This window comes from Clostridium sp. LS (assembly GCF_002760435.1).
GTDB lineage: Bacteria > Bacillota > Clostridia > Clostridiales > Clostridiaceae > Clostridium.
This window is the reverse complement of record NZ_AUUU01000075.1, coordinates 1-24,013: the sequence shown is the minus strand read 5'-3', so window position 1 is coordinate 24,013 and position 24,013 is coordinate 1. Positions and strand designations below refer to the sequence as shown.

Sequence of the window (24,013 nt, the reverse complement as noted above, 5' to 3'; positions counted from 1 at the left end):
CTAACAAAAGGGAGGAAAATTATGATAAGAAAATTAGCAAATTACATAGCAGAATTTAAAAGAGATACGATTCTCACCCCAACATATGTTGCTTTAGAGGCGATTATGGAGACAATTATTCCATTTTTAATGGCACTGATTATTGATAATGGGGTACAAAAAAGAGATATGAAATATGTAATTATTATTGGGGCAGCAATGCTTGTAGCAGCCTTTTTATCTCTTACTTTCGGAGTGTTATCAGGTAAATACGCAGCTAGTTCATCAACTGGTTTTGCAAGAAATCTAAGAAAAGCAATGTATTATAATATACAAAATTATTCATTTTCTAATATAGACAAGTATTCAACAGCAGGACTTATAACTAGATTAACTACAGATGTAACAAATGTTCAGAATGCATTTCAAATGATAACAAGAATGTCTGTTAGATCACCATTTATGTTAGTCTCTGCCATGATTATGAGTTTCTATATTAATGCCAGATTAGCTTTAATATTCTTAGGTGCCATAGTATTTCTAGGAGTTGTATTATACTTTATTATGACAACAGTACATCCATATTTCGTAGAAGTATTTAAGAAATACGATGATTTAAATGCGAGTGTTCAAGAAAATTTGACTGGAATTCGTGCGGTTAAGGCTTATGTAAGAGAGGAACATGAAACAAATAAATTCTATAAAGCTTCTGAAATACTATATAAATATTTTATGAGAGCTGAAAAATTAATAATAATCAATGCACCAGCTATGCAGTTTACTGTCTATGTTTGTATTCTGCTTTTATCTTGGCTTGGAGCGAAAATGATTGTTTCAAACTCGTTAACAACTGGGGAATTGATGAGCTTATTTGCTTACACAATGAATATACTAATCAGTCTTATGATGCTTTCAATGGTATTTGTTATGGTAATTATGTCTAAGTCATCTGCCGAAAGAATTATAGAAGTTCTAGAAGAAAAAAGTGACTTAACAAATATAGAAAATCCTATCTATGAGGTTAAGGATGGATCTATAAGCTTTAAGAATGTTGACTTTAGTTATAGCAAAGATAAGGAAAATTTAGTTTTGGAAGACATTAACATAAAGATTAATTCTGGGGAAACTATAGGTATTATAGGAGGTACAGGTAGTGCAAAATCAACCCTTGTTCAGCTTATCCCAAGATTACATGATGTTACTAACGGGACTGTAGAAGTTGGTGGAGTTGACGTTAGAAATTACGATATAGAGACTCTTAGAGATGAAGTTTCTATGGTATTACAGAAAAATGTTTTATTCTCAGGAACAATTAAAGAAAACCTTAGATGGGGAAATAAGAATGCAACTGATGAGGAAATAATTAATGCATGTAGACAAGCTCAAGCAGAGGAATTTATAGAAAACCTACCTAACAAGTATGATACATTTATCGAACAAGGTGGAACAAATGTATCAGGAGGACAAAAGCAAAGACTTTGTATTGCGAGGGCATTACTTAAGAAACCTAAAATATTAATTTTGGATGATTCTACTAGTGCTGTAGATACTAAAACTGATGCGCTTATTAGAAGAGCATTTATTGAGACAATACCACATACAACAAAGATTATTATTGCTCAACGTATTTCTTCGGTGCAGGATGCAGATAAAATTATGGTATTAAACGATGGAAAAATAGATGGATTTGGTAATCATGAAGAATTACTAGAATCAAATGATATATACCGTGAAGTATATGAATCACAAGTGAAGGGAGCTGATAATAATGAGTCAAAATAATGCTAAAGCACCTAGAGCAATGCGTGGACCGGGTGGACCTCGAGGGCATGCAAAAGTTAGTAAAGATTCTTTAAAAACATTGAAAAGATTACTAGCTTATGTTCTTAAAGAATACAAGGTGCTATTTATCATTGTATTAGTAACAATTATTATAAGCTCCCTTGCTAATGTTATAGGTACATTGTTTTTAAGAAACTTAATTGACGATTATATAGCACCACTTTTAAAGGCATCTGGAGCTCCAGATTTTGGCCCCCTGCTTAAAATGATTATTACATTAGCAACAATTTATCTTGTTGGAGTTTTAGCAACTTATATATACAGCCGTATAATGATTATAATCTCTCAAGGATCTCTTAAGAAAATAAGAGATGATATGTTTGCTCATATGGAGACTTTGCCGATTAAATTTTTTGATACACATGCTCATGGGGATGTGATGAGTCTTTACACAAATGATACTGATGCATTAAGGCAAATGATCAGCCAAGGTATACCGCAATTGTTATCAGCGATTATTACAGTTGTTAGTGTATTTATTTCAATGATTTTTTTAAGTATTCCATTAACAATAGTTCAAATTGTAATTATTTTTTTAATGGTGAATGTAACCAAGTTTATTGGAGCGAAAAGTGGAAAATATTTTGGAGCTCAGCAAAGAGATTTAGGTGCAGTAAATGGTTATATTGAAGAGATGATGGAAGGTCAAAAGGTTGTAAAGGTCTTTTGCCATGAAGAAGAAGCAAGAATTAACTTCGATAAATTAAATGATGCTCTTTGTAACAGTGCAAATAACGCAAATAAATATGCCAATGCTTTAATGCCAGTTGTGAACAACATTGGTTATATAAATTATGTAACTGTTGCTATTTTTGGATCTGTTATTGCTATTGGAGAGTTTGCTGGATTTACTATTGGAGCTCTCGCATCCTTCCTACAGTTAACAAGAACTTTCAGCCAAACAGTAAACCAAATGGCTCAACAATTTAACTTTGTAATTATGGCACTTGCTGGAGCAGAGCGTATCTTCAAGCTTCTTGATGAAGAAAAAGAAACTGACGAAGGTTATGTAACTTTAGTTAATGCAATTGAAGATGAAAATCGAAAACTAACTGAAGCTAAAAAACGTACTGGAATCTGGGCATGGAAGCATCCTCATGAAGATGGGACAACTACTTATACAAAACTTCTTGGCGAGGTAGTATTTGATGATGTTGATTTTGGATATAATGATGAAAAGATAATACTTCATAATATAAAACTTTTTGCAAAGCCAGGGCAAAAAATTGCTTTTGTTGGTGCAACAGGAGCTGGAAAGACAACTATCACAAACTTAATTAACCGTTTCTATGATATTCAAGACGGTAAAATAAGGTACGATGGAATTAATATTAATAAAATCAAAAAGGACGATTTAAGAAGTTCTCTTGGAATAGTACTTCAAGATGCACACCTATTTACAGGAACAGTTTCAGATAATATTAGATATGGAAAGTTAGATGCAACAGATGAAGAAGTACGTGCAGCAGCAAAACTTGCAAATGCAGATACATTCATAAGGCATCTTCCAAAAGGATATGATACCGTGCTTACAGGGGATGGTGGAAGCCTATCGCAAGGGCAAAGACAGCTTCTGACAATTGCTAGAGCAGCTATTGCAGATCCACCTGTTTTAATATTAGATGAAGCAACTTCAAGTATAGATACAAGAACAGAAAAGATTGTCCAAGATGGTATGGATAAACTTATGAAAGGAAGAACTGTTTTTGTAATTGCACATAGACTATCTACAATTAAGAACTCTGATGTAATCATGGTATTAGATCAAGGTAAAATTATTGAAAGAGGAAATCATGATGACTTAATTGAGCAAAGAGGTAAGTACTACCAATTATATACAGGAGCCTTTGAGTTATCATAAATGACATTATTAAGGGATATCTCCAAATGATGAAATATCATTTGGAGATATCCCTTTTATATGTATAAAAGAATTCCAGTAAGTATATTTAAATTTGAAATTTATTGATTAGATTGTTAAGTTTTTCTGCTAATTCTGATTGGATTTGAGCAGCTTTTCTAACTTTACTAGTCAGAGCAAGTAATATTATGGAATATAAAGCAAAGTATTGTAACATATCATTCTTTGATAGTATAATTATAATAGTTTTTATTATTATGGAGGATTATAATTATGAGTAATGTGAATGTTGGATGTCCTAAATGCGGAAGTCTTAATGTTCAAGTAGTAAGTGATGTAACAGAAACTACAAAAGGTTTTGGTGTAGGAAAAGGCTGTTTGGGGTATATATGTTTTGGACCTATAGGATTGATATGTGGATTACTTGGTATGGGAAAGAGTAAAGCTAAAACAAATACATATAGGGTGTGTGCAAATTGTGGTGCAAGATTTAAATGAAAAGGTCGATAGAAAAACAAGAATATGGATATATTTAATGAAAATTGGAGCTGTAAGTGGTTGTCATCAAATGCATGAACGAAGTTTTTCTTTTAAAGGATATCAATTTCCAGTATGTGCAAGGTGTACTGGAATTTATATAGGGCACATAGTTTCTATACTTTTATTTATTTTGAAGGTTAGAATTAATTTAAAGATATGTGGAGCATTAATTTTAATCATGTCATTTGATGGTTTAGTGCAGTTATTAAAAGTTAAAAAATCAACTAATTTTAGAAGGTTAATAACAGGAATTCTAGCTGGTATTGGTTTAGTTTATATGTTAATAGATATAGTTTTATATTTCATATATTGAAATACTATATATTTTAATATATGGTTAAAAGCTTCAAGTGAATAAAAATTCATTTGCGGCCTTTTTTTTTTGAAAAATATTTATATTAATATATAAATTGTGTGAAAAAAACAATACAAAGATAGAAAATTGTAGAAGAACGTTTACGTAAAGGCAAAAAAGTTGTATTATAGATTTGTGCTTGATATTAATACATGGGATTACAAAATACGACAATTGGGGGGATTTTCATGAAAAATGGAGAATTGAAATATAAGATTTCAATCAAAACAAAATTACTTGGAATTATTATTCCAATGATGGCTATAATAGTTTCATCTCTTATTTTTATTTCTTATAGTAAGTCTAAAGAAATAATAACTAATTCAGCCAATAATTTATTAGAAACTTCAAGTAAAAAACAGGTTGACCAAATTGAATCATTGTTAAATGAAAATTTAGCATCATTCAAGGCGTTAAAGACTTCATTAGAGGGGACAAACCTAAGTGATAGTCAACTGCAAAATTTGCTAAATAAATATTATAGGTATGATGATAATTATAAAGAAGGATTTTATATAGCTGATGAAAGTGGAAAATTATTTAAAGCAGATAAATCTAATAAGTCAGATAAAAACATATTAAACTCTGTATGGTATAAAGAGGGACTTACACGTATTAATATGGCATTTGGTACTCCGTATAAAAATGAAGAAGGTAAGAATGTTGTTAGTGCTTCTTCAATATTAAATGATAAGTCGGGGAAAATAAAGGTTATTTCTGTGGATCTTTCTCTGGATAAAGTATCAATTATAGTAAACTCGATGATTGATATGGATAATGCAGAAGCTTTTCTCATAGATAAAACTGATAAAACAATTGTAGCTAATAGGGATAGCTCATTAATTTCAACTAAGCTTGATTCAAGCAATAATGATAAATTTCTTAAAGAAATAGCTGTAAAACTTGATAATAAAGAATACAATTCATGCGAATTAGAAAATAACATGGTTGTATTTAAAGAAGTAGAAGGAACTAATTGGATTCTTGTATCATATGTGCCAACAAAATCTATCTTATCAGAACTTATGAAACTTCGTACTTTTATGATTGTAATTGGAGTAATTTCTATCATTATCTTGGCTGCACTAGTAGAAAGAGTTGTACAAGTTGTTATTAAGCCAATAAGAAAACTTACTAAAACAATAATTTCAATGACTGAGGGGGATTTTACAGTTGATGTGCATGTAAAGGGAAATGATGAAATTTCTATTATGCTACAAAGTGTGAAGGACTTTATAGGGGTAATGCGCAGTATGATAGATAACATTAGAAGTGTATCAAATAAAATGAATGAACAAGCTGATTGATGGAAGTACAGTGATTTCCAAAGAACTTTATGATTCATCTAAACTTCAAACTGAATCTATGCAAAATTTGAACATTACAGTTGAACAATTATCAAGTTCAGTAAGTGAAATAGCAGATAACACAACTACTTTAGCAAATGTTGTTTCTAATACAAGAGATGATGGTAACAATGTAAATGAAAAGATGAAGGAAACCATTAGTATTTCAGAAAAAGGCCGACAAGATATGGAAAAAGTAAATGCAGCTATGGAGAATATAAGAAATTCAATTACTGCTCTTGAATTAGCTATAAATAATGTTGGAAAATCTTCATCAGAAATCACTAGTATAATAAATGTCATAGGAGGAATTGCAGAACAGACTAACCTTTTATCATTAAATGCATCAATAGAAGCCGCAAGGGCAGGAGAGGCAGGAAAAGGGTTTGCAGTTGTGGCAAGTGAAATAGGAAAATTAGCAAATACAAGTTCTGAATCAGTTAAAAACATTTCATCTCTTGTAAGTGAAATAAATAAACTTGTTACTGGTACTGTAAAGCAGTCCCATGAAAGTGCAGAGTATATAAATGAGAGCAGTTATTTAATAAGCGAAACTGTGAATACATTTGACAGTATATTTGGCAAGATTAATTCTACTAATGATTTAATTCAAAGTATGATTGAAAAGGTTGGACATTTAGATGATGTTGCAACAACAGTAGCAGCTATATCAGAGGAACAAGCTGCAAGTTCTCAAGAAATATTAGCAACTTCAGAAGTTATGGTTACACAATCAAATAATATTACTAAAAACAGCGAAAAGGTGGCTATTGATGCTGAGAATTTGTTCAATACGTCTGATGAACTTAGTAAGCATATTCAAATGTTTAAAATATAAGTATTTTTATATTAAAGCTTTGCAAAAGCTACGTAGAAAGTTCTAAGGAGGAGTATAAATGAAGAAAAAAATAGCTATAATTTTAACTATAATTATGATGTTCGTTATGATTTCAGGCTGCAGCACAAAGAGAAGTTCATCTTCAAATAAAAAAGTAAAAGTTTTATTTTCAGTTTCAGATGTTTCAGATAATTATCGTAAGCTTTTGGCAACAAGTGCCAAAAACTATGCTGATAGTCAAAATGTTGAATTAAATATAATGGATGCAGCAGGATCAATAGAAACTCAAGTATCCCATATGAAGGAGGCGGTTTCAGGAGGATATGATGCTATAATATGTGCACCAGTAAACCCAGCTACAGCACTTCAACTCAAAAGAGCAGCAGAAGGGCTACCTATAGTATTTATGAATAGTAGTCCAGATGATAGTTTGTTGGAAAAAGATAAATATATCTATGTAGCTTCGGATGAAAAGGTGGCAGGTCAATATCAAGCAGAGTATATTGCAAATTATCTAAAAAATAAAAATGATTTAAAAGTGGTTTTACTTAAGGGAGAAAAGGGACATTCAGCTACCAAGGGACGCACAATTGCAGTGAAAGATACACTTAAAGAAAAAGGAATAAATGCACAGTATGTTTTTGAAGATAATGCAAACTGGAGTAGACAAGAGGCAAAAGACATGTTTAATGTATTTTTATCTACAGGTCAAAAATTTGATTGTGTAATTGCTAATAATGATGAAATGGCACTTGGAGTAATTGATTCGTTTAAGGAGAATAATATTGATCCTTCATCAGTGCCTATTGTCGGAATTGATGCAACACCTGAGGGATGCAAAGCTGTCGTTGATGGAAGCATGAAACTTACAGTATATCAATCTGCAAAAGGACAAAGTAAAAGTTCGGTAGATGCTGCTATTCAATTAGGCTCAGGAAGGACTTTATCTAATATAGAAAATCTAGCTGAGGATGGAAAACATATATGGGTACCTTTTGAAAAAGTAAGCAAGGAAAACGTAAATAAGTATATGAGCTAACTTAAATTTTATAAATAACTATGTAAATCTATAAATTAAATCCCTTTTTATTATTTAAAGAATAAGAAGGGATTTAATTTGTGTGTTAATATAGCAATTTTTTAGTGGATAGGGATTTTAAGTTGTTTGCCTAAGAAATTAATAAAGAATTATGGTATAATAAATTAATATCAAACGACTTAAGATAAGGAAGGTGAAGAATATGAAAAAAATCGTGATGATTTTTTTTGTTTTGCTATTTAGCTTAGTCTTAATTTCATGTAGTGGGAAAACAACGCAAACAAGCGCAAATACGAATACAGATAAAAGTGAAAACGGAACTAAAGATATAAAAGAAAATAATTCTGATAAGGATATACAGATCAACTTTTCAGGAACGATAGAAAAACCAATTGAAAAGGCTAAATTAATTGATTGCTGGTCACAGAAGTAAGAGATTACAGCAATATTTAACAAGCAGTTATTTGAATGTAATACATAATGAAATTAACTAAAAATTTACACAGAACTGAAAGCTATGAGAATATAGTAAAATGAAGTTTTAGTACAGGATAAATTACTAGTACTTCATTTTACTATAAATACATAGCTTTTTTGTAATTTTTCTATATTTCGTGCAGAATATGGATTGCTTGTGCAAATCGATATTCTGGAACTGGGTCATGATGCTACGAATTTAATTATTAACAATTGATTGATATATCTTAAGAGAATATGTATTTATATCTCATAAAGTTATAGCTGAAGGATTATTTGATATATATATCTTAACAATAATTTATATTTAAATAGGAAATTGTTATAAAATCAAATCTTATTGAAGGTTTTAGTATTAAGAATATACTTGGGGTAAATATAATAGTGTAGTAGTACTAAAAAATATATGTTATACTTTTAGAGAATAAGTGTAACATACTGCTGAGAAAAATCTTTCAATAGTGTACAATATATGTGTTAACTTGAAATGTAATTATTGATTTTGTTAGATATAGAAAACTTGAGGGGGAACTATAATGCCTTGTATTGAAGATAATTTTAGCCAAGAATTTGAAGATAACTTAAGATACCTTAAACTTTTATCAAATCAATATCCAACAATAGCTGATGCATGTACAGAAATAATAAACTTGCAAGCAATTTTAAACCTTCCTAAAGGAACGGAACATTTCTTATCTGATATACATGGAGAATATGAACCTTTTATTCATGTATTAAAAAATGCATCTGGAGTTATAAAGCGTAAAATAGATGATATTTTTGGAAACTCATTAAGTCAGAGAGGTAGAAAAAGCCTTGCGACCCTTATTTATTATCCAGAGCAAAAGTTAGAATATGCACAAAAAAGTGAATCTAATATTGATGATTGGTATAAAATTACATTATATAGGTTGATTGAGATTTGTAGATATGTATCTTTAAAATATACCAGATCTAAGGTGAGAAAAGCTCTTCCAAAAGATTTTGCATATATTATTGAAGAACTTTTACATGAACAGCCAGATAGATTGGATAAAGAAGAATATTATAATGAAATAATAAAAACCATAATTAGAGTTGGTAGAGCCAATGAATTTATTGTGGCAATATCAAAGTTAATTCAAAATCTAGTAATAGACAGACTTCATATTATAGGAGATATATTCGATAGAGGTCCTGGTCCTGATATTATAATGGATACGCTTACAAATTATCACTCTGTAGATATTCAATGGGGAAATCATGATATAGTTTGGATGGGGGCAGCAGCAGGGAGTGAAGCCTGCATTGCAACAGTTATTAGAACATGTGCAAGATATGCGAATTTAAATACCATAGAAGATGGATACGGAATAAATCTTCTTCCACTTGCAACTTTTGCAATTGATTTTTATGGTAATGATGAATGCTTAGCTTTTAAGCCAAAGATTGAAAATGAAAAGGACTATACTGATAAAGATTTAAATCTTATGGCCAGAATGCATAAGGCTATATCAATAATACAATTTAAATTGGAAGGGGAAATAATTAAAAGGCGTCCATATTTTAGAATGGAGGACAGGCTTTTATTAAATAAGATAGATTATAAAGAAGGAACAATTAAGTTAGTAGAACAGACATATAAATTAAAGGATTGTAATTTTCCAACAATAAATCCCGAGGATCCATATGAACTAATTCCAGAAGAAAAAGAACTAATAGAAAAGCTTAAATCTTCATTTTTAAACAGTGAAAAGCTCCAAAAACATGTTAGTTTTCTTTTTGCTAAGGGAAGTATGTACTTAAAACATAATTCCAATTTGCTTTATCATGGATGCATCCCTTTAAATGAAGATGGAAGTTTTAAGAAGGTGAGTATAGGAGCTTCCGGACAAGAATATAGCGGAAAAGCTTATTTAGATAGATTAGATATTTTAGTTCGAGAAGGCTATTTCTATAAAAATAATCCTAAAGCTAAATTATACGGTATGGATATAATTTGGTATTTATGGAATGGGGTTGATTCACCTCTTTTTGGAAAAGATAAAATGACTACTTTTGAAAGATATTTTATAGAGGATAAGGTGACTCATGTTGAAAAGAAAAATTATTACTTTGAGCTAGAAGATAATGAAAAGGCTTGTAATATGATTTTTCAGGAGTTTGGGTTAGATCCAAAGGTATCTCATATAATTAATGGGCATGTACCAGTTAAAATAAAAAAAGGTGAAAGTCCTATAAAGGCAAATGGAAAACTTATAGTCATAGATGGAGGATTTTCAAGAGCTTACCAAGCTGAAACAGGAATAGCAGGGTATACTCTTATATATAACTCTTATGGGCTTTTATTAGTATCTCACGAACCATTTGAATCTACTCAAAAAGCTATTGAAGAAGAAAAGGATATTCTTTCAACTACAGTAGTTTTGGAACAGGAAGTTGAAAGAAAGAGAGTTGGAGATACAGATATTGGTGAGGAATTGAAGCTTCAAATAAGAGATTTAGAATTACTTTTAGATGCTTATAGAAAAGGGATTATCAAAGAACAAAGATAACTTATAGAATTAATGATAAGTTATAAGTGGTAAGTTGTTCTAAAGGTGTTATCAGTTACTATTTTATAAACAATAACGAGAATTTTAAAGAAACAGATATAAGTAATTCTGCTTATATAATAATGGCAATGTATATTGGTATAAGTATGCTGAGAGTTGTTGGCTTTAAAAACTATACAGATTTTTACTGATCGCAATTTTGTGTGACAAGTGAAGGTCTGTATTTTTTATGAAAATCAAAAATATTTACTGCAGTGCCGTAATAAAAGCCAGTAAGGCTAACTTAAAAGTATGATAATTAAAATTTATTCTAATTATGTTTTTTTTCTAGACTTTTGGAAACACTAAATATGTATTATGGTAAGAACTAATAATTTTAGTTATTATTAAGAGTTATAGGAGGCTAAATTATGAAGATTTTAATAACAACAGATACATATTCTCCTATGATAAATGGTGTTGTTACTTCAGTAAACAATTTGTATAAAGAATTAAAATTAAACGGACATGAAGTTAGGATTTTAACATTATCCCATACTGGCAGTGAAAAAGTAGAAAATGATGTATATTATTTGAAGTCCATTAAAATTGGGGTTTATCCTGATGTTAGAATAATTAATTTTCTACTGCATAATAAGCTTATAAAAGAAATTATTGAATGGGGACCAGATATAATCCATTCTCAGACGGAATTTTCTATGATGCTTGTATCTAAATATATTTCTCATAAATTAAATGTTCCTCATATACATACATATCACACAATGTATGAAAATTATTTAAATTATTTAGTTGGTGGGAAAATACTTAATAAAAATACATCAACCAAAATAACTAAATTAATTTTGAATAGTTTAAATGGTGTAATTGCACCAACAGAAAAAACGAGAAATGCATTATTAAATTATGGAGTAAGTAAGCCTATCTATGTAGTGCCAACGGGAATAGATTTAAGCAGGTTTAAGCAAAAAATATCATTAGATGATAAGCAAAAAATTTTGAAAGAGTTACATATTAATAATGATGATAGAATTATAGCTTATATTGGTCGAATAGGCGAAGAAAAAAATATAAGTGAAATTCTAATGCTGTTACCAAACATCATAAGGAAAATCAAAAATGTTAAATTATTGGTAGTAGGGGGAGGTCCATACTTAGATAATTTAAAAACATTAGTTAAAAAACAAAATATAGAGGGCAATGTTATTTTTACAGGAATGATAAATTGCGAGGAAGTTTATAAGTATTATAAATTATCCGAAATATTTGTTACGGCATCTACCAGTGAAACACAGGGACTAACTTACATAGAGGCATTAAGTAGCGGATGTCCTGTGGTTTGTAAGTATGATTCCTGCATCGATGGAGTAATTGAACAGGGGAAGAATGGTTTTTCATATAAAGAAAAAGAAGAATTTACATATTATATTAGTATGATATTAGAAGACAGTAATCTAAGAACTAAAATGAAGAAAGCAGCTATTGCTAAGGCTAATGAATATTCTAGCAATATTTTTGCAAGAAAGATAATGGATAGATATTTGCGTGTTTTGGAGGGTAATAAAGAGGAAATTATCACCCTGGCAAAGTTAAAACAACCTAAAGTGCAAAAACGATGAAATAATAACAAAACTTTATTAATTTACCGCTAAATATATCAAAGAAATCTAAAGCCCTCCTTATACTTGAAACTATGCATAAGAAGGGTTTTATTTTCCAACAAATAAAGTAATTTTATCATGAAAACATTCCTTAATTAGTGTTATGCTTGACCTGTTAATGATAGATATAAGAGCAGCATATTTAGTGCTATTATTATTGCCGCTATTATAACACCTAAAACTCGTACAAATCCCTTATTCACTAGCACCCCCATTAAATCCTTACGTTTAGCTATAATTAACATTTGGATTATAGGAAAAGGTAGAATAAAGCTAAGGGCTACTTGGCTTAGAAGTAAAACATTCATTGGATTTATTCCAAGTACAATTATAATTATTGCCGGTGTCATAGTTATAAGTTTTGAAACATTTTCTGGGATACTTAAATTTACAAAGCCTTTCATAATTGTCTGTCCTGCCATTGTTCCAACTGCGGAGGAGGATAAACCAGATGCTAGTAATGCTATTCCAAAGGCACCACTGGATAATGAACCTAATAATGGCTGTAATGATTTATGAGCTTGCTCCATTGTATCAACGATTAGCCCATTTCCATTAAATACTGCAGCTGAAACTATGACCATTGCTGCGTTTACTATAAAAGCAACATTCATAGCAACTGTAATGTCAATTTTCTCCATTCTCAAATGTTTAAGTTTACCTTTATCAGACAAATCAATACTTCTATGCTGAACTAAGTGTGAATGCAAATATATTACATGAGGCATTACTGTAGCTCCAAGCATTCCTACAGCAATTAATACTGCATCACTATTTGGTAATGATGGAACTATTGTGTGAATTCCTACTTGAACCCAGTCGGGTTTAGCAAGAAATAATTCAACTGTATAGGCAATACAAATTACTGAAACAAGTACTGATATTACTATTTCAACAGCTTTTTGCCCATATTTCTCCATATAACAAATGAAAAATGTTAATACTCCTATAATAAGTCCTGAATATATCATCGGTATATTAAATAACAAATATAATCCTAAGGTTCCTCCGAGAAATTCCGCTAAATTGGTTGCCATAGCGCCTATTTCAGCAACTACCCAAAATACCCAATTCACACTTCTAGGAAATACCTTGCTGCACATTTCAGGAAGAGTATGACCTGTTGCTATTCCTAATTTTGCTGACATTGTCTGTAAGAATATGGCCATTAAATTACTAAATAAAATAACCCAAATAAGTGTATATCCAAATTTTGATCCTCCACTAATATTAGTTGCAAAGTTACCAGGATCTATATATGCCACGCTTACAACAAAAGCTGGTCCAATAAATTTCAGTAATTGTTTTAACTTTATTAAATCTGTACTAAGTGCACCTTTTAAGGAAAAAAGTCTTGATACAGGTACATTAGTACTTCTTATACTTCTTTCGTTCTCCAAGAAAATTCAACACCTTTCTTACTTTATTTTTATGTGTATAAATCTCTTATTTTCATTCTTATATGTGATTAAAATAGTTATTATAAATTAACTTTCTTAGCCTTGTCTAAGTTTTCTTATAATATAAATTATGCAATAAAATTCTAAATGTTACAGGAAAGTAACTTTTTCTACCCTAAGGCATATAATTTATTAAGTAGATTATAGTGAGAAGTAGGTGAGAATATGATTAAAAACGATTTTTATACCTTCAACGAATATATGAAAAAAGAAAATAGCAAACTAACTGCGTCCATGGAGGATTACCTTGAGATGATATATAGATTATCATTAAAGAAAGGATATTTAAGAATTAATGAATTATCAAATGCACTTAATGTTCAACCTCCTTCTGCAACAAAAATGGTACAAAAATTATCTGAATCAAAGCTAGTAAAATATGAGAAATACGGAATTATAATACTTGAAGAAAGTGGGAAAAAGTTAGGAGAAGCACTTCTTAGCAGGCATCATATAATTGAAAATTTTTTAAGGATACTTGATATTCCCGATTCTGAAATATTAGATGAAACAGAAAAAATGGAACATACGATAAGTAATGAAACAACAAGATGCTTTCAGGATTTCGTAGATTTCATAAAAATGAATCCTAGTATAGTTACAGAGTTTAAATCTTACAGAGATTCCTTAAAGTAATATAAAAATACGTATACAAATAAAAGTATGATTTTTCATTTTCGATTTATATTTGTTTTGGTTTTGGAGAACGTTTTTTTATTAGTAGCATTTTTTTATACGACACATAGATTATTCAATAAAGAAATTATTTTCTATATACTAATGGTAACTTAAGGGATTTTTGGAGGTTAAAAAATGAATGAAAAGGCACCTCAAGAAATAAATCATATATTTAAACAAAGTGAAAAAAAATTAATTTTAACAATTATCTGTGTATCAATTATATTTGTAGGCAAGTTTTTAGGTGCAATTTTTACTAATAGTCTCGCACTTTTTAGTGATAGCTGGCACTTATTAACAGATATAGCATCATTAATTTTAAGTTTTTGGGGATTAAAAATCGGACTTAAAGCTGCTAATAATAGATATACCTTTGGTTATTATAGATTTAGTATTTTGACAGCGTTAATTAATAACATTTCTTTAATTATTATTTCAATATATATTTTTTATAAAGCAATTGTTAGGTATTTTAGTCCTATAGATGTGCAGCCAGAAGGAATGATTATTTTTTCTATTTTAGGGCTTATTGTAAATACAATAATAGTGTTAAACCTTAGAAATAATTCTAATAATATTAATGTAAAAAGCGTATTTTTACATTTTTTTGGAGACGCATTATCAGATATAGGCGTACTTATAGGAGGTTTAATAATTTATTTTACACATTTATCAGGAGTGGATACTTTGCTTAGTGGAATATTGGCTTGTTTAATTTTAAAAAATGCATTTAAGATGACCATTGAATGTACAAGGATACTTTTAGAAGCTGCTCCAGAGGAAGTTTCAATTGATGAATTGAAAAGTTCCATAAAAAATTTGGGTGGCATAATGGAAGTTACAGACGTGCATATATGGAGTTTATCCAAGGAAATTTTATCAATGACAGCACATGTATCAATACAAGAGTGTACCATAGAAAATTGTGAGAAAAAATTGCATGAAATACAGCATTTATTAAAGGAAAAGTTTAATATAGCTCACTCTACAATACAATTTGAAAAGTGTACATGTGGAAGTTGTTTTCACAGTAAACCAGATCATAGAAAGTGCTGCAATATGTGTATTGATAAATGCGAAAACCATAAAGGCAAAATAGTAATATGATGCAATACACTAATAAAACTCTTGCCTTGAAAATAGGTAGGAGTTTTTTATTAAAAGCTCAAAATGTATAAAAAGAGTCAATTAATATAAAAATAAATTAAAGAACATATTAGGTTATATAAATTGTAAAGTGAGGTGCATCAATTGAAGATGGGAAGGCTTTTTAAAAGTATTTTGTTTATATTTACAGTTATTTTATTATTTAATATATGTGAAAATACTGTAAAGTCGGAAACAAAAGTTGATTATAATAATCTTGCCATATTAGTAGATATAAGTGAAGAAAAACTATATTTAATTGATAAAGAGAATAACAAAATCATTAAAAAATATTACGTAGCTAGTGGTAAGCCTGAAACCCCTTCTCCAGTTGGTACTTGGAAGGTAGTACGTATGGGCAAATGGAGCGGTGGATTTGGTACAAGATGGATTGGACTAAATGTACCTTGGGGGAAATTTGGAATTCATGGAACAAATAAACCGGGATCAATCGGCTCTGAAGCATCTCATGGCTGCATTAGAATGCAAAATACTGATGTTGAAGAATTGTATGAATATGTAAGAAATGGAATGATAGTTGCTATATATGCAGGACCATATGGTCCCTTTGAAAAAGGATTTGTTAAATTAAAACCAGGAGATAGAGGATCAGATGTCTTGGAAGTACAAAGAAGAATGAAAGATAAAGGATATTATCCAGGTGAATTAGATGGAATTTATGGAGAAGGTATGAAGCAGTATGTAATGAAATTTAGAAAAGACAATAATCTTACAATTAATCATAATATAGATCGTGATTTTTACAAAAAACTTGGTATGATTTTAATAGATTAAAGAGACGAAAATTCTTATGTTTTATATATAATGAGCTTTATAAGCTCTTTTTTTATTATATGAATCACTTTTTATGTATTCATTTAATAAAATGTATTAAAAGCATTTCAAAATCTGAGCTTAAAGAGAGTGATAAGTTTAATGGATGATACCTGGTACTATAAAAATAGCAATGTAAAAATTAAAATTTCATTTTTAGCAATTCGATAGGGTGTACCAGTATTAAATTTTGCATAGTACACCCTCTAGAGAAAGGAGAGTGGACAATGCAATTTAAAAGTGTATATTTGAGTAGAATATTGGATAGAAAAATTTATTCAACTAATAACGAAATAGTAGGGGTTTTAAAGGATTTAGCTGTTGATGTGAGTTTTAAAAATCCCAAAGTAACTACAGCAGTTATTAAAACAAGAGATGGAATAAAGTTTATTGATTTTGATAATTTCCAAGTTTTTAAAGAAAAAAAACAATATACATTAATTTGTAACGAGATCAAAATAAAAGAATTAGGCAACGACCTACTATTAAAAAAGTATGTTTTAGATAAACAAATTATCGATGTTAATGGAAGAAAGGTAGTTAGAGCTAATGACGTTAGATTAATTATACTTGAATCCGGTATGTTTATTGCAGCAGTGGATATTGGAATTGAAGGAATATTAAGAAGAATTGGAATAGCAAAGCCGTTAAAGATGTTAGGACTAGAAGTAAACAGTAAATTAATGTTATGGGATGACATTGAAACAGTTTTTGCTTCAAGTGATATTTCTCTGTCAAAAACATATAATAAACTGCATACGCTTCATCCATCAGATCTTGCTGATATAATTGAGGATTTCGATACAAATACAGGAGCAATTATTTTTTCAAGCTTAGATACGGCAAAAGCTGCGGATGTACTCGAAGAATTGGACGAAGATGTACAAGTCAGCTTAATTAGGGCTCTTTCTACTGATAAAGTTGCTGATATTTTAGAAGAAATGCCAGCTGATGAAGCAGCTGATGTATTAGATGGTCTGAAAGAAGATAAGGCAGAGGAATTACTTAGCAATATGGAGAAAGAAGCTTCAGATGAAATAAGAGAACTTATGGAATACGAGGAAGATTTAATTGGAAGTTTAATGACAACTGATTTTATTTCATGTCCAATTAATTACACAATATCAGATGTAATAAACCATATTCGCAATGCAGAAGAAGATGAACAAGCCTATTATGTTTATGCTGTAAGTAATGAGAATAAACTCATTGGAGTAGCATCATTAAGGGAAATAATTATCTCTACCCACAATAAAAAATTAGAAGATATTATAAGTAAAAATGTTATATATGTGAAAGATGAAGAAAAAACAAGTCATTTACTAAGAGAAATAATAAAATATAATTTACTTGCTATGCCTGTGGTTGATGATGAGATGCATTTAATCGGAATTGTAAGCTTAAATGATATTGTTTATGAGGTTACTAAGCATAACAAGAAATTGGCGTAGTGGGAGGTGAAAAAGTGAATGAAAAAAGAAAAAGCTGGGTAGCAAATCTACTAATATTTTTAAGTATTTTAGGTCCAGGAATCATAACGGGAAGTGTAGATAATGATGCAGGAGGAATAACAACATATTCTGTAGCTGGTGCTGCTTATGGTTACAAATTACTTTGGTCACTAATTCCATGTTTTATTGTATTATTAGTAGTGCAGGAAATGAACGCAAGAATGGGGATAGTAACTGGAAAAGGTTTAGCAGACTTAATTAGAGAAAATTTTGGCGTTAGGATAACTTTCTTTATTTTTGTTGGATTAATTATCGCAGATATAGGAAATACAGCTACAGAATTTGCAGGAGTTGCAGGAAGTATGCAGATTTTTGGAGTAAGTAAATATGTATCAGTTCCTCTGGCGGCAATTGCAGTGTGGATTCTTGTGGTAAAGGGAACCTATAAAACAACTGAAAAGTTATTCTTGGTTTTTAGCTTATTTCTATTATCATATGTTGCTTCAGCGTTTTTGGCTAAGCCCAATTGGAATGAAATTGGCAGTTCTCTAATTCATCCTGATATTGAAATGAATTATGGTTATATAGGAACGATTATAGGTATGATTGGAACTACCATAGCACCTTGGATGCAGTTTTATATGCAGTCAGCTGTTATAGAAAAGGGACTTAAAATTGAAGATTTTAAATATGAAATTTGGGATGTTGTTGTTGGTAGTGTTATTACAGTAGTGGTTGCGTTCTTCATAGTTGTAGCTTGCGGAGCTACATTAAATAAAAGTGGAGTTCAAATAGAAGAAGCCAAAGATGCGGCAATAGCCCTTCAACCGCTGGCTGGAGCATTTGCTTCTGAAATTTTTGCTTTTGGGCTTTTTATAGCATCTATTTTTTCAGCAACAATACTGCCTTTAGCTACAGCTTTTTACATTTGTGAGGCTTTTGGTTTTGAAGCTGGAATAGATAAAACCATAAAAGAGGCACCAGAATTTTTCACTTTATTCACTGTAATAGTTATAGTTGGAATTGTAATTATATTAATACCTGGAGCGCCTTTAATTCAAATAACATTGGGGTCGCAGATTATTAATGGTGTTTTACTTCCAGTAGTATTAATTTGTATGATGCTTATGGTAAACAACAAAGAAATCATGGGAGAGTATGTTAATACAAGAGCTAAAAATATAATAGGCTGGGTAACTATTGTAGTGTTAATTATGTTGACTATTGTGTTAACCTTTGAACCTATAGTAACAACTTTCGTAAAATAGAATTAGTTAAAAATTATAAGTTATAAGTTAAGGAAGAAAAGCTTATAACTTATAATTTATCACTTAAAACTATACTAATCGCAAGTTCATTAATTCTATTATAATATTTTTGCAAATTAAAAATTAAATTTTCAAAAGCTATGTTATTTTATTACTTAGCTTCTCTTTTTTTCTTCAGATTTTTATTTGGGATCAGCAAAGTAAATACACTTCCTGCAACAATTGATAAGTAATAAGTTAACATTCTCCATATAAAAATTGCTGTTATTATTGTACCATTTTCAAAAAATAAGCTATAAATTAAATAAAATCCGCCTTCAGCACCTCCTTCGGCACCGGGAAGAGGAATAATTGCCATAAAATTTATTAGAAATATCTGGGCTGCTATCATGGTGAATAAATCATGAGAATTAAAGCTATAACTTCTATAAATACAATAAGGAATACTAAAAAATGCTATCCACTGAAGAACTGTTAATATAGATGCTTTAATGCACATTCGTTTATTCTTAAATATTAATGATATATTTTCGTGAAAATTACCTAACTCAATTTCAATTTTTTTATAAATATCTTGTGTATCTTTTATTAGCCGGACTCTTTTTAATATTTTAAATATGAATATTAGTATATTTTTAGTTAGATTGATGTTAAGTGAAAATAATATCATAAATATCATTATTATAATATGAACAATTAGACCTGAAATAAAAAAATATATAAAATAAGGTACATTTGAGTGAAAATAATTAAATTTAAATATGAATGCTAAAATTAAAATAGCTATATTTATAAATTGATGTAACATGAACTTAATCATTAAAATAGAGCCAGATACGCCAGCAGGAACACCACTTTCTGTCATTGAATACAATTGGGCTGGATGGCTTCCAGCAGCAAATGGAGTAACAGCGCCAAAATATACACCAACCATTTCGAAATGAAAACATTTAATAAGCAATTTATCTGTTTTATGAAAATTTTTTGTTATTACATATAAAACTAACATTTCAAATATCCAAAACAAGACCATTAAAATTAAAGCGGATATTAGCCATAATGGGCTTAATGTTTTTAGTTCCTGGACTATGGAAGTTAAGCCTTTAGTAAATAGGAAAAAGGATAAAAAGATACAAGCAGAAACAAATATGACGATTGAATTAAACACTTTATTCTTCATTTGTACTTCTCCTAAATTTAAAATTTCTTATGATGATATAGTATCGTAAAACTGTTTCCACATTTTTAATACATAGTCCTTTGAATAGAATTTATGACATTTCCAGGAGTTGTTAGATGCAGTGGAATAATTATCGTCCTTTTTCTCGAGAGAATTTATAAGTTTTATAAATTCTAAGGTATTTTTCCCACTTAAATAATTATCAAATAAAATATTATGATATATATCTAAATCCCTTAAAAGCACAGGAATTTTTAAAGCCATAGCTTCAAGAATGGACATAGGGAATAATTCATTATATGAAGGTAAGAACATTAGGTCACAAATATTGTATATATCATTCATTTTATCTCTATTTATAATGCCCAAAAATTTAACATTTTCAGGTGGATTTAATATTACTTTTTTTAGTTCTTTATACCCATCAGTTATTGGTCCGAAGGAGAAACCTCCAGCCCATATAAATTGAATATGTGGAAGGCTTTTAGCAACTTCAATAAAATCCATAACACCTTTTCTGGTCTGAACTTGACCAACCCCTAGGACAACAAATTTGTCTAATGGTATTTCATAATCTTTTTTTATATTATTGATTTTTTCTTTATCATATCTATAAAAACTATCCTCAGATACAAAGTTAGGAATATAGGTTACTTTTTGTTCGTTAATTTTATAATTCTTAAGAACGTCAATAAAATATGGATTAACAACAACTAAATGATCAACACTTTTATAAAACCAAATTATATATTTGTAGAATATTTTTTTTATAGGAATAGGTAGTTTAAGACTTTCTTCTATGGTCTCTGGTACAAAATGAACATAGGCTACACTTGTACCTAGGAGCTTTGAGAAAGGTATGCTTAAAAAAAATTTAAAATCAATTGTATGATAATGAACAATACCACGCAAATTGGAGCTATTTACTTTAACAGTATAATTATCTTTGAGTCCGTTTTTAACTAAATTAACTTGCTCAATGTAAGCTGATAAAACTCCTTGACCTTTAACTTTTTCAGCCGAAGAAAGCATATTAATTGTATTCATAAAAAGTCTCCTCTCATTTTATTATTATCATTGTTTAGTTTCTGTAAATTTTGATTATATATTCTAAAATCGAAATTAAATAAAATGATTAATATTAATTTAAAAAGCTAATCTTATATATTATATAAACACTTCTTTAAATATTATTACTGCGCCAATATTATACCATATAGTGGTAAAGGGACGTGTTATATATAAGTTAAATAAATTTTCAGTTAATATACACTCAAGTGCAGCTTATATGTTGTTTATCTATAATCAAAAGTGGTATATTTAATTTAGCACAAGTTCGAAGATGAGAGGTGAGTCATACTATGAAAAGTTTATGCGTTATTGGAAGCTTAAATATGGATTTAGTAACAGCTGTTGAAGAGTTTCCAAAGCCAGGTGAAACTATTTTGGGAAACAGTTTTAAAACTTTCCCAGGAGGGAAAGGAGCAAATCAAGCAGTTGCTTTAGGAAGATTAGGTGCAAAAGTAATTATGGTAGGAAAAGTTGGAGAGGATATATATGGAAGTAAGTACTTAGAAGTCCTAAAAGATAATAACGTAAATTATAATTGTTTACATGTAGAAAAAGGAATATCATCAGGAATAGCGGTAATTCAAGTAAATTATAGAGGAGAAAATAATATAATTATTATCCCTGGAGCCAATGGTGCAGTAGACATAAAGTATATTGAAAGTAAGTGGAATACAATAGTTGAAGCAGACATATTTTTATTTCAATTAGAAATTCCAATGATTACAGTAATTGATACTATGAAGAAATTAAAAAATAGGGGAAAAACAATCATCCTAGATCCGGCACCAGCAACAAAGCTGCCTGATGAGATTTTTAAGTATATTGATTATATAACTCCTAATGAAACAGAAATAGAAGCTTTAACGGGCATAAATATTAAAAGTGAAGAGGAATTAAAAAAGGCAGCGCAAGTACTTTTAGATAAAGGAGTAAAGGTAGTAATTCCTAAGCTTGGAAGTAAAGGTGCTGCAATTATTAAAATGAATGAGTATACTAATATCCCTGGATTTAAAGTTAATACAGTGGATACTACAGCGGCGGGAGATTCATTTAATGCTGGCTTTGCTTTTGCTTTAGCACAAGATAAGCCCTTAGAAGAATGCGTAAAATTTGGGAATGCTGTAGGTGCTATTTCAACAACTGCATTAGGTGCGCAAGAGGCAATGCCAACTTTTGAGGCTGTTAATGAGTTTATTAATACCAGCCAGTGCAGTAGAAGATTATAATATTTTTGTACTCTGACGGATTAATACATGAGTTTTGTACTGATTTTTATGGGTTAGAATCCCATTTATCTTTAATATCTTATATATTATAATAATTATATATTATTGATTAGAGGAGAAGTAAAATATGTTTTTTGGTAAAAATAAGTTAAAGGTAAGAAGCGAAGAAGATGAAGATAGAGTTAAAACTTTTATAGAATACTATGGAGTGAAACAAAGGGATGAATTTAAAGTAAAGGTTTTAAGTGAGCTAATTGGGAATGATCTATGTATGGTAGTTGTGGATTCTAGATTATTATACAGCGGAAATCAGGGAAGGCCGCAAGTTACATTTAGTGAAATAATTGAATACTTAGATTCTGCAAAAATATTATATAAAAAAATTGAAATTAAGAAAATTCCTGAGGTAACCATGTTTGGTGTAACTATAAAAAAAGGATCTAAGAAGACAGATAAAGATTATATTGTCGCGTTTGCCTTGAATAGAGATAATTTTAAGAAAATAGAGGGAATTGTAAGTAAATTTAATACATATTATTTTATAGATAAATCAGGTCAAGAAGAAGAAGCTTTATTAAAAAAGTTAGAAAATAATTATGAGTATGTGGATGAAATGAGTAAGGAATTCTATTGCCAGATATTTGATAATAATTTTACTGATCAATTGGTTATTTTATCAGGATGTGAATCAGCCACAGAAATTAAAGCAATAATCAATAGCTGCTATTCAGATTAATAATAGTTTAAATAATTTTTGGATAGTATATTAGTTAAAATAAAGTAAGACAACAATGACTGACCACAAATCATGGTCAGTTAAAGTTTTATTTTTACCCCTCCTGCAGATTAGTTATTAATACTTCTTCTGTATTCTTAGGGTTATTTAGAAAATGTATATTAGCAGTTCCTGCATTGTTATTTATACTTTCAATATAAATTGGTGTTCCATGATAGGTTACATTAATCATGTTAGGGGAAGAAAAAATTTCTTGTGCACGTTCTTTATCCATAGTTGCTAGCCTCCTTTTAAAAAATTAATTATCAATAATATCTTTTGCACTAAGATTATAGAATATTCTTTTTCTTTAAGGCACATGAAAATAAATAACAAGTCCACAATTGTCGTGGATATTTTTCATCAGACAAGGAGGCGAATTGCCCTCATAGCTGCCCTATTATAAGTGAGAGTCCAAAAGTGATGCTCCAAATCTTGTATTTGGCTAGCAG

The 24,013-nt window shown here is 29.7% G+C and carries 21 protein-coding genes; 17 read left to right on the top strand and 4 right to left on the bottom strand.

What is annotated here, in order from left to right:
- The first annotated feature begins 21 nt into the window (after positions 1-21).
- From COL3_RS17470 to COL3_RS17430, 10 genes are all read left to right on the top strand, one after another.
- Positions 22-1,761, top strand: coding sequence for an ABC transporter ATP-binding protein (locus COL3_RS17470; RefSeq protein ID WP_008419582.1), 1,740 nt, complete (start codon positions 22-24; stop codon positions 1,759-1,761).
- Positions 1,748-3,682 carry an ABC transporter ATP-binding protein gene (locus COL3_RS17465; RefSeq protein WP_008419584.1) on the top strand — a complete coding sequence of 645 codons (1,935 nt, stop codon included), beginning with the start codon at positions 1,748-1,750 and terminating at the stop codon, positions 3,680-3,682. Before COL3_RS17470 ends, COL3_RS17465 begins: the two co-directional genes overlap by 14 nt.
- Before the next feature lie 273 nt (positions 3,683-3,955).
- On the top strand, positions 3,956-4,180 hold the full coding sequence (locus tag COL3_RS17460; RefSeq protein WP_008419586.1) for a hypothetical protein: 225 nt from the start codon (positions 3,956-3,958) through the stop codon (positions 4,178-4,180).
- Positions 4,161-4,535 (top strand): DUF2085 domain-containing protein, encoded by a 375-nt coding sequence (locus COL3_RS17455; RefSeq protein ID WP_242982153.1) that lies wholly within the window; start codon positions 4,161-4,163, stop codon positions 4,533-4,535. The genes COL3_RS17460 and COL3_RS17455 overlap by 20 nt, the downstream gene beginning before the upstream one ends.
- Positions 4,536-4,765: 230 nt before the next feature.
- Positions 4,766-5,884 (top strand): cache and HAMP domain-containing protein, encoded by a 1,119-nt coding sequence (locus COL3_RS29720; RefSeq protein ID WP_008419590.1) that lies wholly within the window; start codon positions 4,766-4,768, stop codon positions 5,882-5,884.
- Entirely contained in the window at positions 5,868-6,761 is an 894-nt protein-coding gene (locus COL3_RS29715; protein ID WP_008419592.1) for a methyl-accepting chemotaxis protein, read from the top strand. Before COL3_RS29720 ends, COL3_RS29715 begins: the two co-directional genes overlap by 17 nt.
- Before the next feature lie 58 nt (positions 6,762-6,819).
- Positions 6,820-7,800, top strand: a complete 981-nt coding sequence (locus COL3_RS17445; protein WP_008419594.1) for a substrate-binding domain-containing protein — start codon at positions 6,820-6,822, stop codon at positions 7,798-7,800.
- A gap of 202 nt (positions 7,801-8,002) precedes the next feature.
- Positions 8,003-8,233: a hypothetical protein gene (locus tag COL3_RS17440; protein WP_008419595.1), complete on the top strand. Its 231-nt coding sequence runs from the start codon at positions 8,003-8,005 to the stop codon at positions 8,231-8,233.
- Between the two features lie 580 nt (positions 8,234-8,813).
- Positions 8,814-10,811 (top strand): fructose-bisphosphatase class III, encoded by a 1,998-nt coding sequence (locus COL3_RS17435; RefSeq protein WP_008419597.1) that lies wholly within the window; start codon positions 8,814-8,816, stop codon positions 10,809-10,811.
- A 410-nt stretch (positions 10,812-11,221) separates the two neighbouring features.
- On the top strand, positions 11,222-12,430 hold the full coding sequence (locus COL3_RS17430) for a glycosyltransferase family 4 protein (protein WP_008419599.1): 1,209 nt from the start codon (positions 11,222-11,224) through the stop codon (positions 12,428-12,430).
- A 143-nt stretch (positions 12,431-12,573) separates the two neighbouring features.
- On the opposite strand, the gene COL3_RS17425 is transcribed toward COL3_RS17430, so the two are convergent.
- Positions 12,574-13,872: an Nramp family divalent metal transporter gene (locus tag COL3_RS17425; RefSeq protein ID WP_008419601.1), complete on the bottom strand. Its 1,299-nt coding sequence runs from the start codon at positions 13,870-13,872 to the stop codon at positions 12,574-12,576.
- Positions 13,873-14,097: 225 nt separating this feature from the next.
- Between COL3_RS17425 and mntR the strand changes: the two genes are divergently transcribed.
- From mntR to COL3_RS17400, 5 genes are all read left to right on the top strand, one after another.
- Positions 14,098-14,568 carry a transcriptional regulator MntR gene (gene mntR / locus COL3_RS17420; RefSeq protein ID WP_008419603.1) on the top strand — a complete coding sequence of 157 codons (471 nt, stop codon included), beginning with the start codon at positions 14,098-14,100 and terminating at the stop codon, positions 14,566-14,568.
- A gap of 177 nt (positions 14,569-14,745) precedes the next feature.
- Positions 14,746-15,717 carry a cation diffusion facilitator family transporter gene (locus tag COL3_RS17415; RefSeq protein WP_008419605.1) on the top strand — a complete coding sequence of 324 codons (972 nt, stop codon included), beginning with the start codon at positions 14,746-14,748 and terminating at the stop codon, positions 15,715-15,717.
- Positions 15,718-15,867: 150 nt separating this feature from the next.
- Positions 15,868-16,551 carry a L,D-transpeptidase family protein gene (locus COL3_RS17410; RefSeq protein ID WP_099716676.1) on the top strand — a complete coding sequence of 228 codons (684 nt, stop codon included), beginning with the start codon at positions 15,868-15,870 and terminating at the stop codon, positions 16,549-16,551.
- Between the two features lie 266 nt (positions 16,552-16,817).
- A complete protein-coding gene (locus COL3_RS17405; protein WP_008419608.1) occupies positions 16,818-18,041 on the top strand; it encodes a CBS domain-containing protein in 1,224 nt (407 codons plus the stop codon).
- Between the two features lie 14 nt (positions 18,042-18,055).
- Positions 18,056-19,309, top strand: a complete 1,254-nt coding sequence (locus tag COL3_RS17400) for an Nramp family divalent metal transporter (protein ID WP_008419610.1) — start codon at positions 18,056-18,058, stop codon at positions 19,307-19,309.
- Between the two features lie 151 nt (positions 19,310-19,460).
- On the opposite strand, the gene COL3_RS17395 is transcribed toward COL3_RS17400, so the two are convergent.
- Together COL3_RS17395 and COL3_RS17390 are read right to left on the bottom strand one after the other, a co-directional pair.
- The gene (locus COL3_RS17395) at positions 19,461-20,489 is read right to left on the bottom strand and encodes a lysylphosphatidylglycerol synthase transmembrane domain-containing protein (RefSeq protein WP_008419613.1); all 1,029 of its coding nucleotides are present in this window, start codon (positions 20,487-20,489) and stop codon (positions 19,461-19,463) included.
- A gap of 27 nt (positions 20,490-20,516) precedes the next feature.
- Positions 20,517-21,536: a glycosyltransferase family 4 protein gene (locus tag COL3_RS17390; RefSeq protein WP_008419615.1), complete on the bottom strand. Its 1,020-nt coding sequence runs from the start codon at positions 21,534-21,536 to the stop codon at positions 20,517-20,519.
- Positions 21,537-21,850: 314 nt separating this feature from the next.
- On the opposite strand from COL3_RS17390, the gene rbsK reads away from it, so the two are divergent.
- Positions 21,851-22,786 carry a ribokinase gene (gene rbsK, locus COL3_RS17385; protein ID WP_008419617.1) on the top strand — a complete coding sequence of 312 codons (936 nt, stop codon included), beginning with the start codon at positions 21,851-21,853 and terminating at the stop codon, positions 22,784-22,786.
- A gap of 127 nt (positions 22,787-22,913) precedes the next feature.
- The gene (locus tag COL3_RS17380) at positions 22,914-23,522 is read left to right on the top strand and encodes a hypothetical protein (RefSeq protein WP_008419619.1); all 609 of its coding nucleotides are present in this window, start codon (positions 22,914-22,916) and stop codon (positions 23,520-23,522) included.
- 94 nt (positions 23,523-23,616) lie between these two features.
- On the opposite strand, the gene COL3_RS17375 is transcribed toward COL3_RS17380, so the two are convergent.
- On the bottom strand, positions 23,617-23,796 hold the full coding sequence (locus tag COL3_RS17375) for an H-type small acid-soluble spore protein (protein ID WP_008419621.1): 180 nt from the start codon (positions 23,794-23,796) through the stop codon (positions 23,617-23,619).
- Positions 23,797-24,013: the final 217 nt, after the last annotated feature.

Bases quoted from the DNA above. Each gene is read 5' to 3' on its own strand.
- COL3_RS17470 (WP_008419582.1), top strand. From the start codon at position 22: ATGATAAGAAAATTAGCAAATTACATAGCAGAATTTAAAAGAGATACG.
- COL3_RS17465 (WP_008419584.1), top strand. From the start codon at position 1,748: ATGAGTCAAAATAATGCTAAAGCACCTAGAGCAATGCGTGGACCGGGT.
- COL3_RS17460 (WP_008419586.1), top strand. From the start codon at position 3,956: ATGAGTAATGTGAATGTTGGATGTCCTAAATGCGGAAGTCTTAATGTT.
- COL3_RS29720 (WP_008419590.1), top strand. From the start codon at position 4,766: ATGAAAAATGGAGAATTGAAATATAAGATTTCAATCAAAACAAAATTA.
- COL3_RS29715 (WP_008419592.1), top strand. From the start codon at position 5,868: ATGAACAAGCTGATTGATGGAAGTACAGTGATTTCCAAAGAACTTTAT.
- COL3_RS17445 (WP_008419594.1), top strand. From the start codon at position 6,820: ATGAAGAAAAAAATAGCTATAATTTTAACTATAATTATGATGTTCGTT.
- COL3_RS17440 (WP_008419595.1), top strand. From the start codon at position 8,003: ATGAAAAAAATCGTGATGATTTTTTTTGTTTTGCTATTTAGCTTAGTC.
- COL3_RS17435 (WP_008419597.1), top strand. From the start codon at position 8,814: ATGCCTTGTATTGAAGATAATTTTAGCCAAGAATTTGAAGATAACTTA.
- COL3_RS17430 (WP_008419599.1), top strand. From the start codon at position 11,222: ATGAAGATTTTAATAACAACAGATACATATTCTCCTATGATAAATGGT.
- mntR (WP_008419603.1), top strand. From the start codon at position 14,098: ATGATTAAAAACGATTTTTATACCTTCAACGAATATATGAAAAAAGAA.
- COL3_RS17415 (WP_008419605.1), top strand. From the start codon at position 14,746: ATGAATGAAAAGGCACCTCAAGAAATAAATCATATATTTAAACAAAGT.
- COL3_RS17410 (WP_099716676.1), top strand. From the start codon at position 15,868: ATGGGAAGGCTTTTTAAAAGTATTTTGTTTATATTTACAGTTATTTTA.
- COL3_RS17405 (WP_008419608.1), top strand. From the start codon at position 16,818: ATGCAATTTAAAAGTGTATATTTGAGTAGAATATTGGATAGAAAAATT.
- COL3_RS17395 (WP_008419613.1), bottom strand. From the start codon at position 20,489: ATGAAGAATAAAGTGTTTAATTCAATCGTCATATTTGTTTCTGCTTGT.
- COL3_RS17390 (WP_008419615.1), bottom strand. From the start codon at position 21,536: ATGAATACAATTAATATGCTTTCTTCGGCTGAAAAAGTTAAAGGTCAA.
- rbsK (WP_008419617.1), top strand. From the start codon at position 21,851: ATGAAAAGTTTATGCGTTATTGGAAGCTTAAATATGGATTTAGTAACA.
- COL3_RS17380 (WP_008419619.1), top strand. From the start codon at position 22,914: ATGTTTTTTGGTAAAAATAAGTTAAAGGTAAGAAGCGAAGAAGATGAA.
- COL3_RS17375 (WP_008419621.1), bottom strand. From the start codon at position 23,796: ATGGATAAAGAACGTGCACAAGAAATTTTTTCTTCCCCTAACATGATT.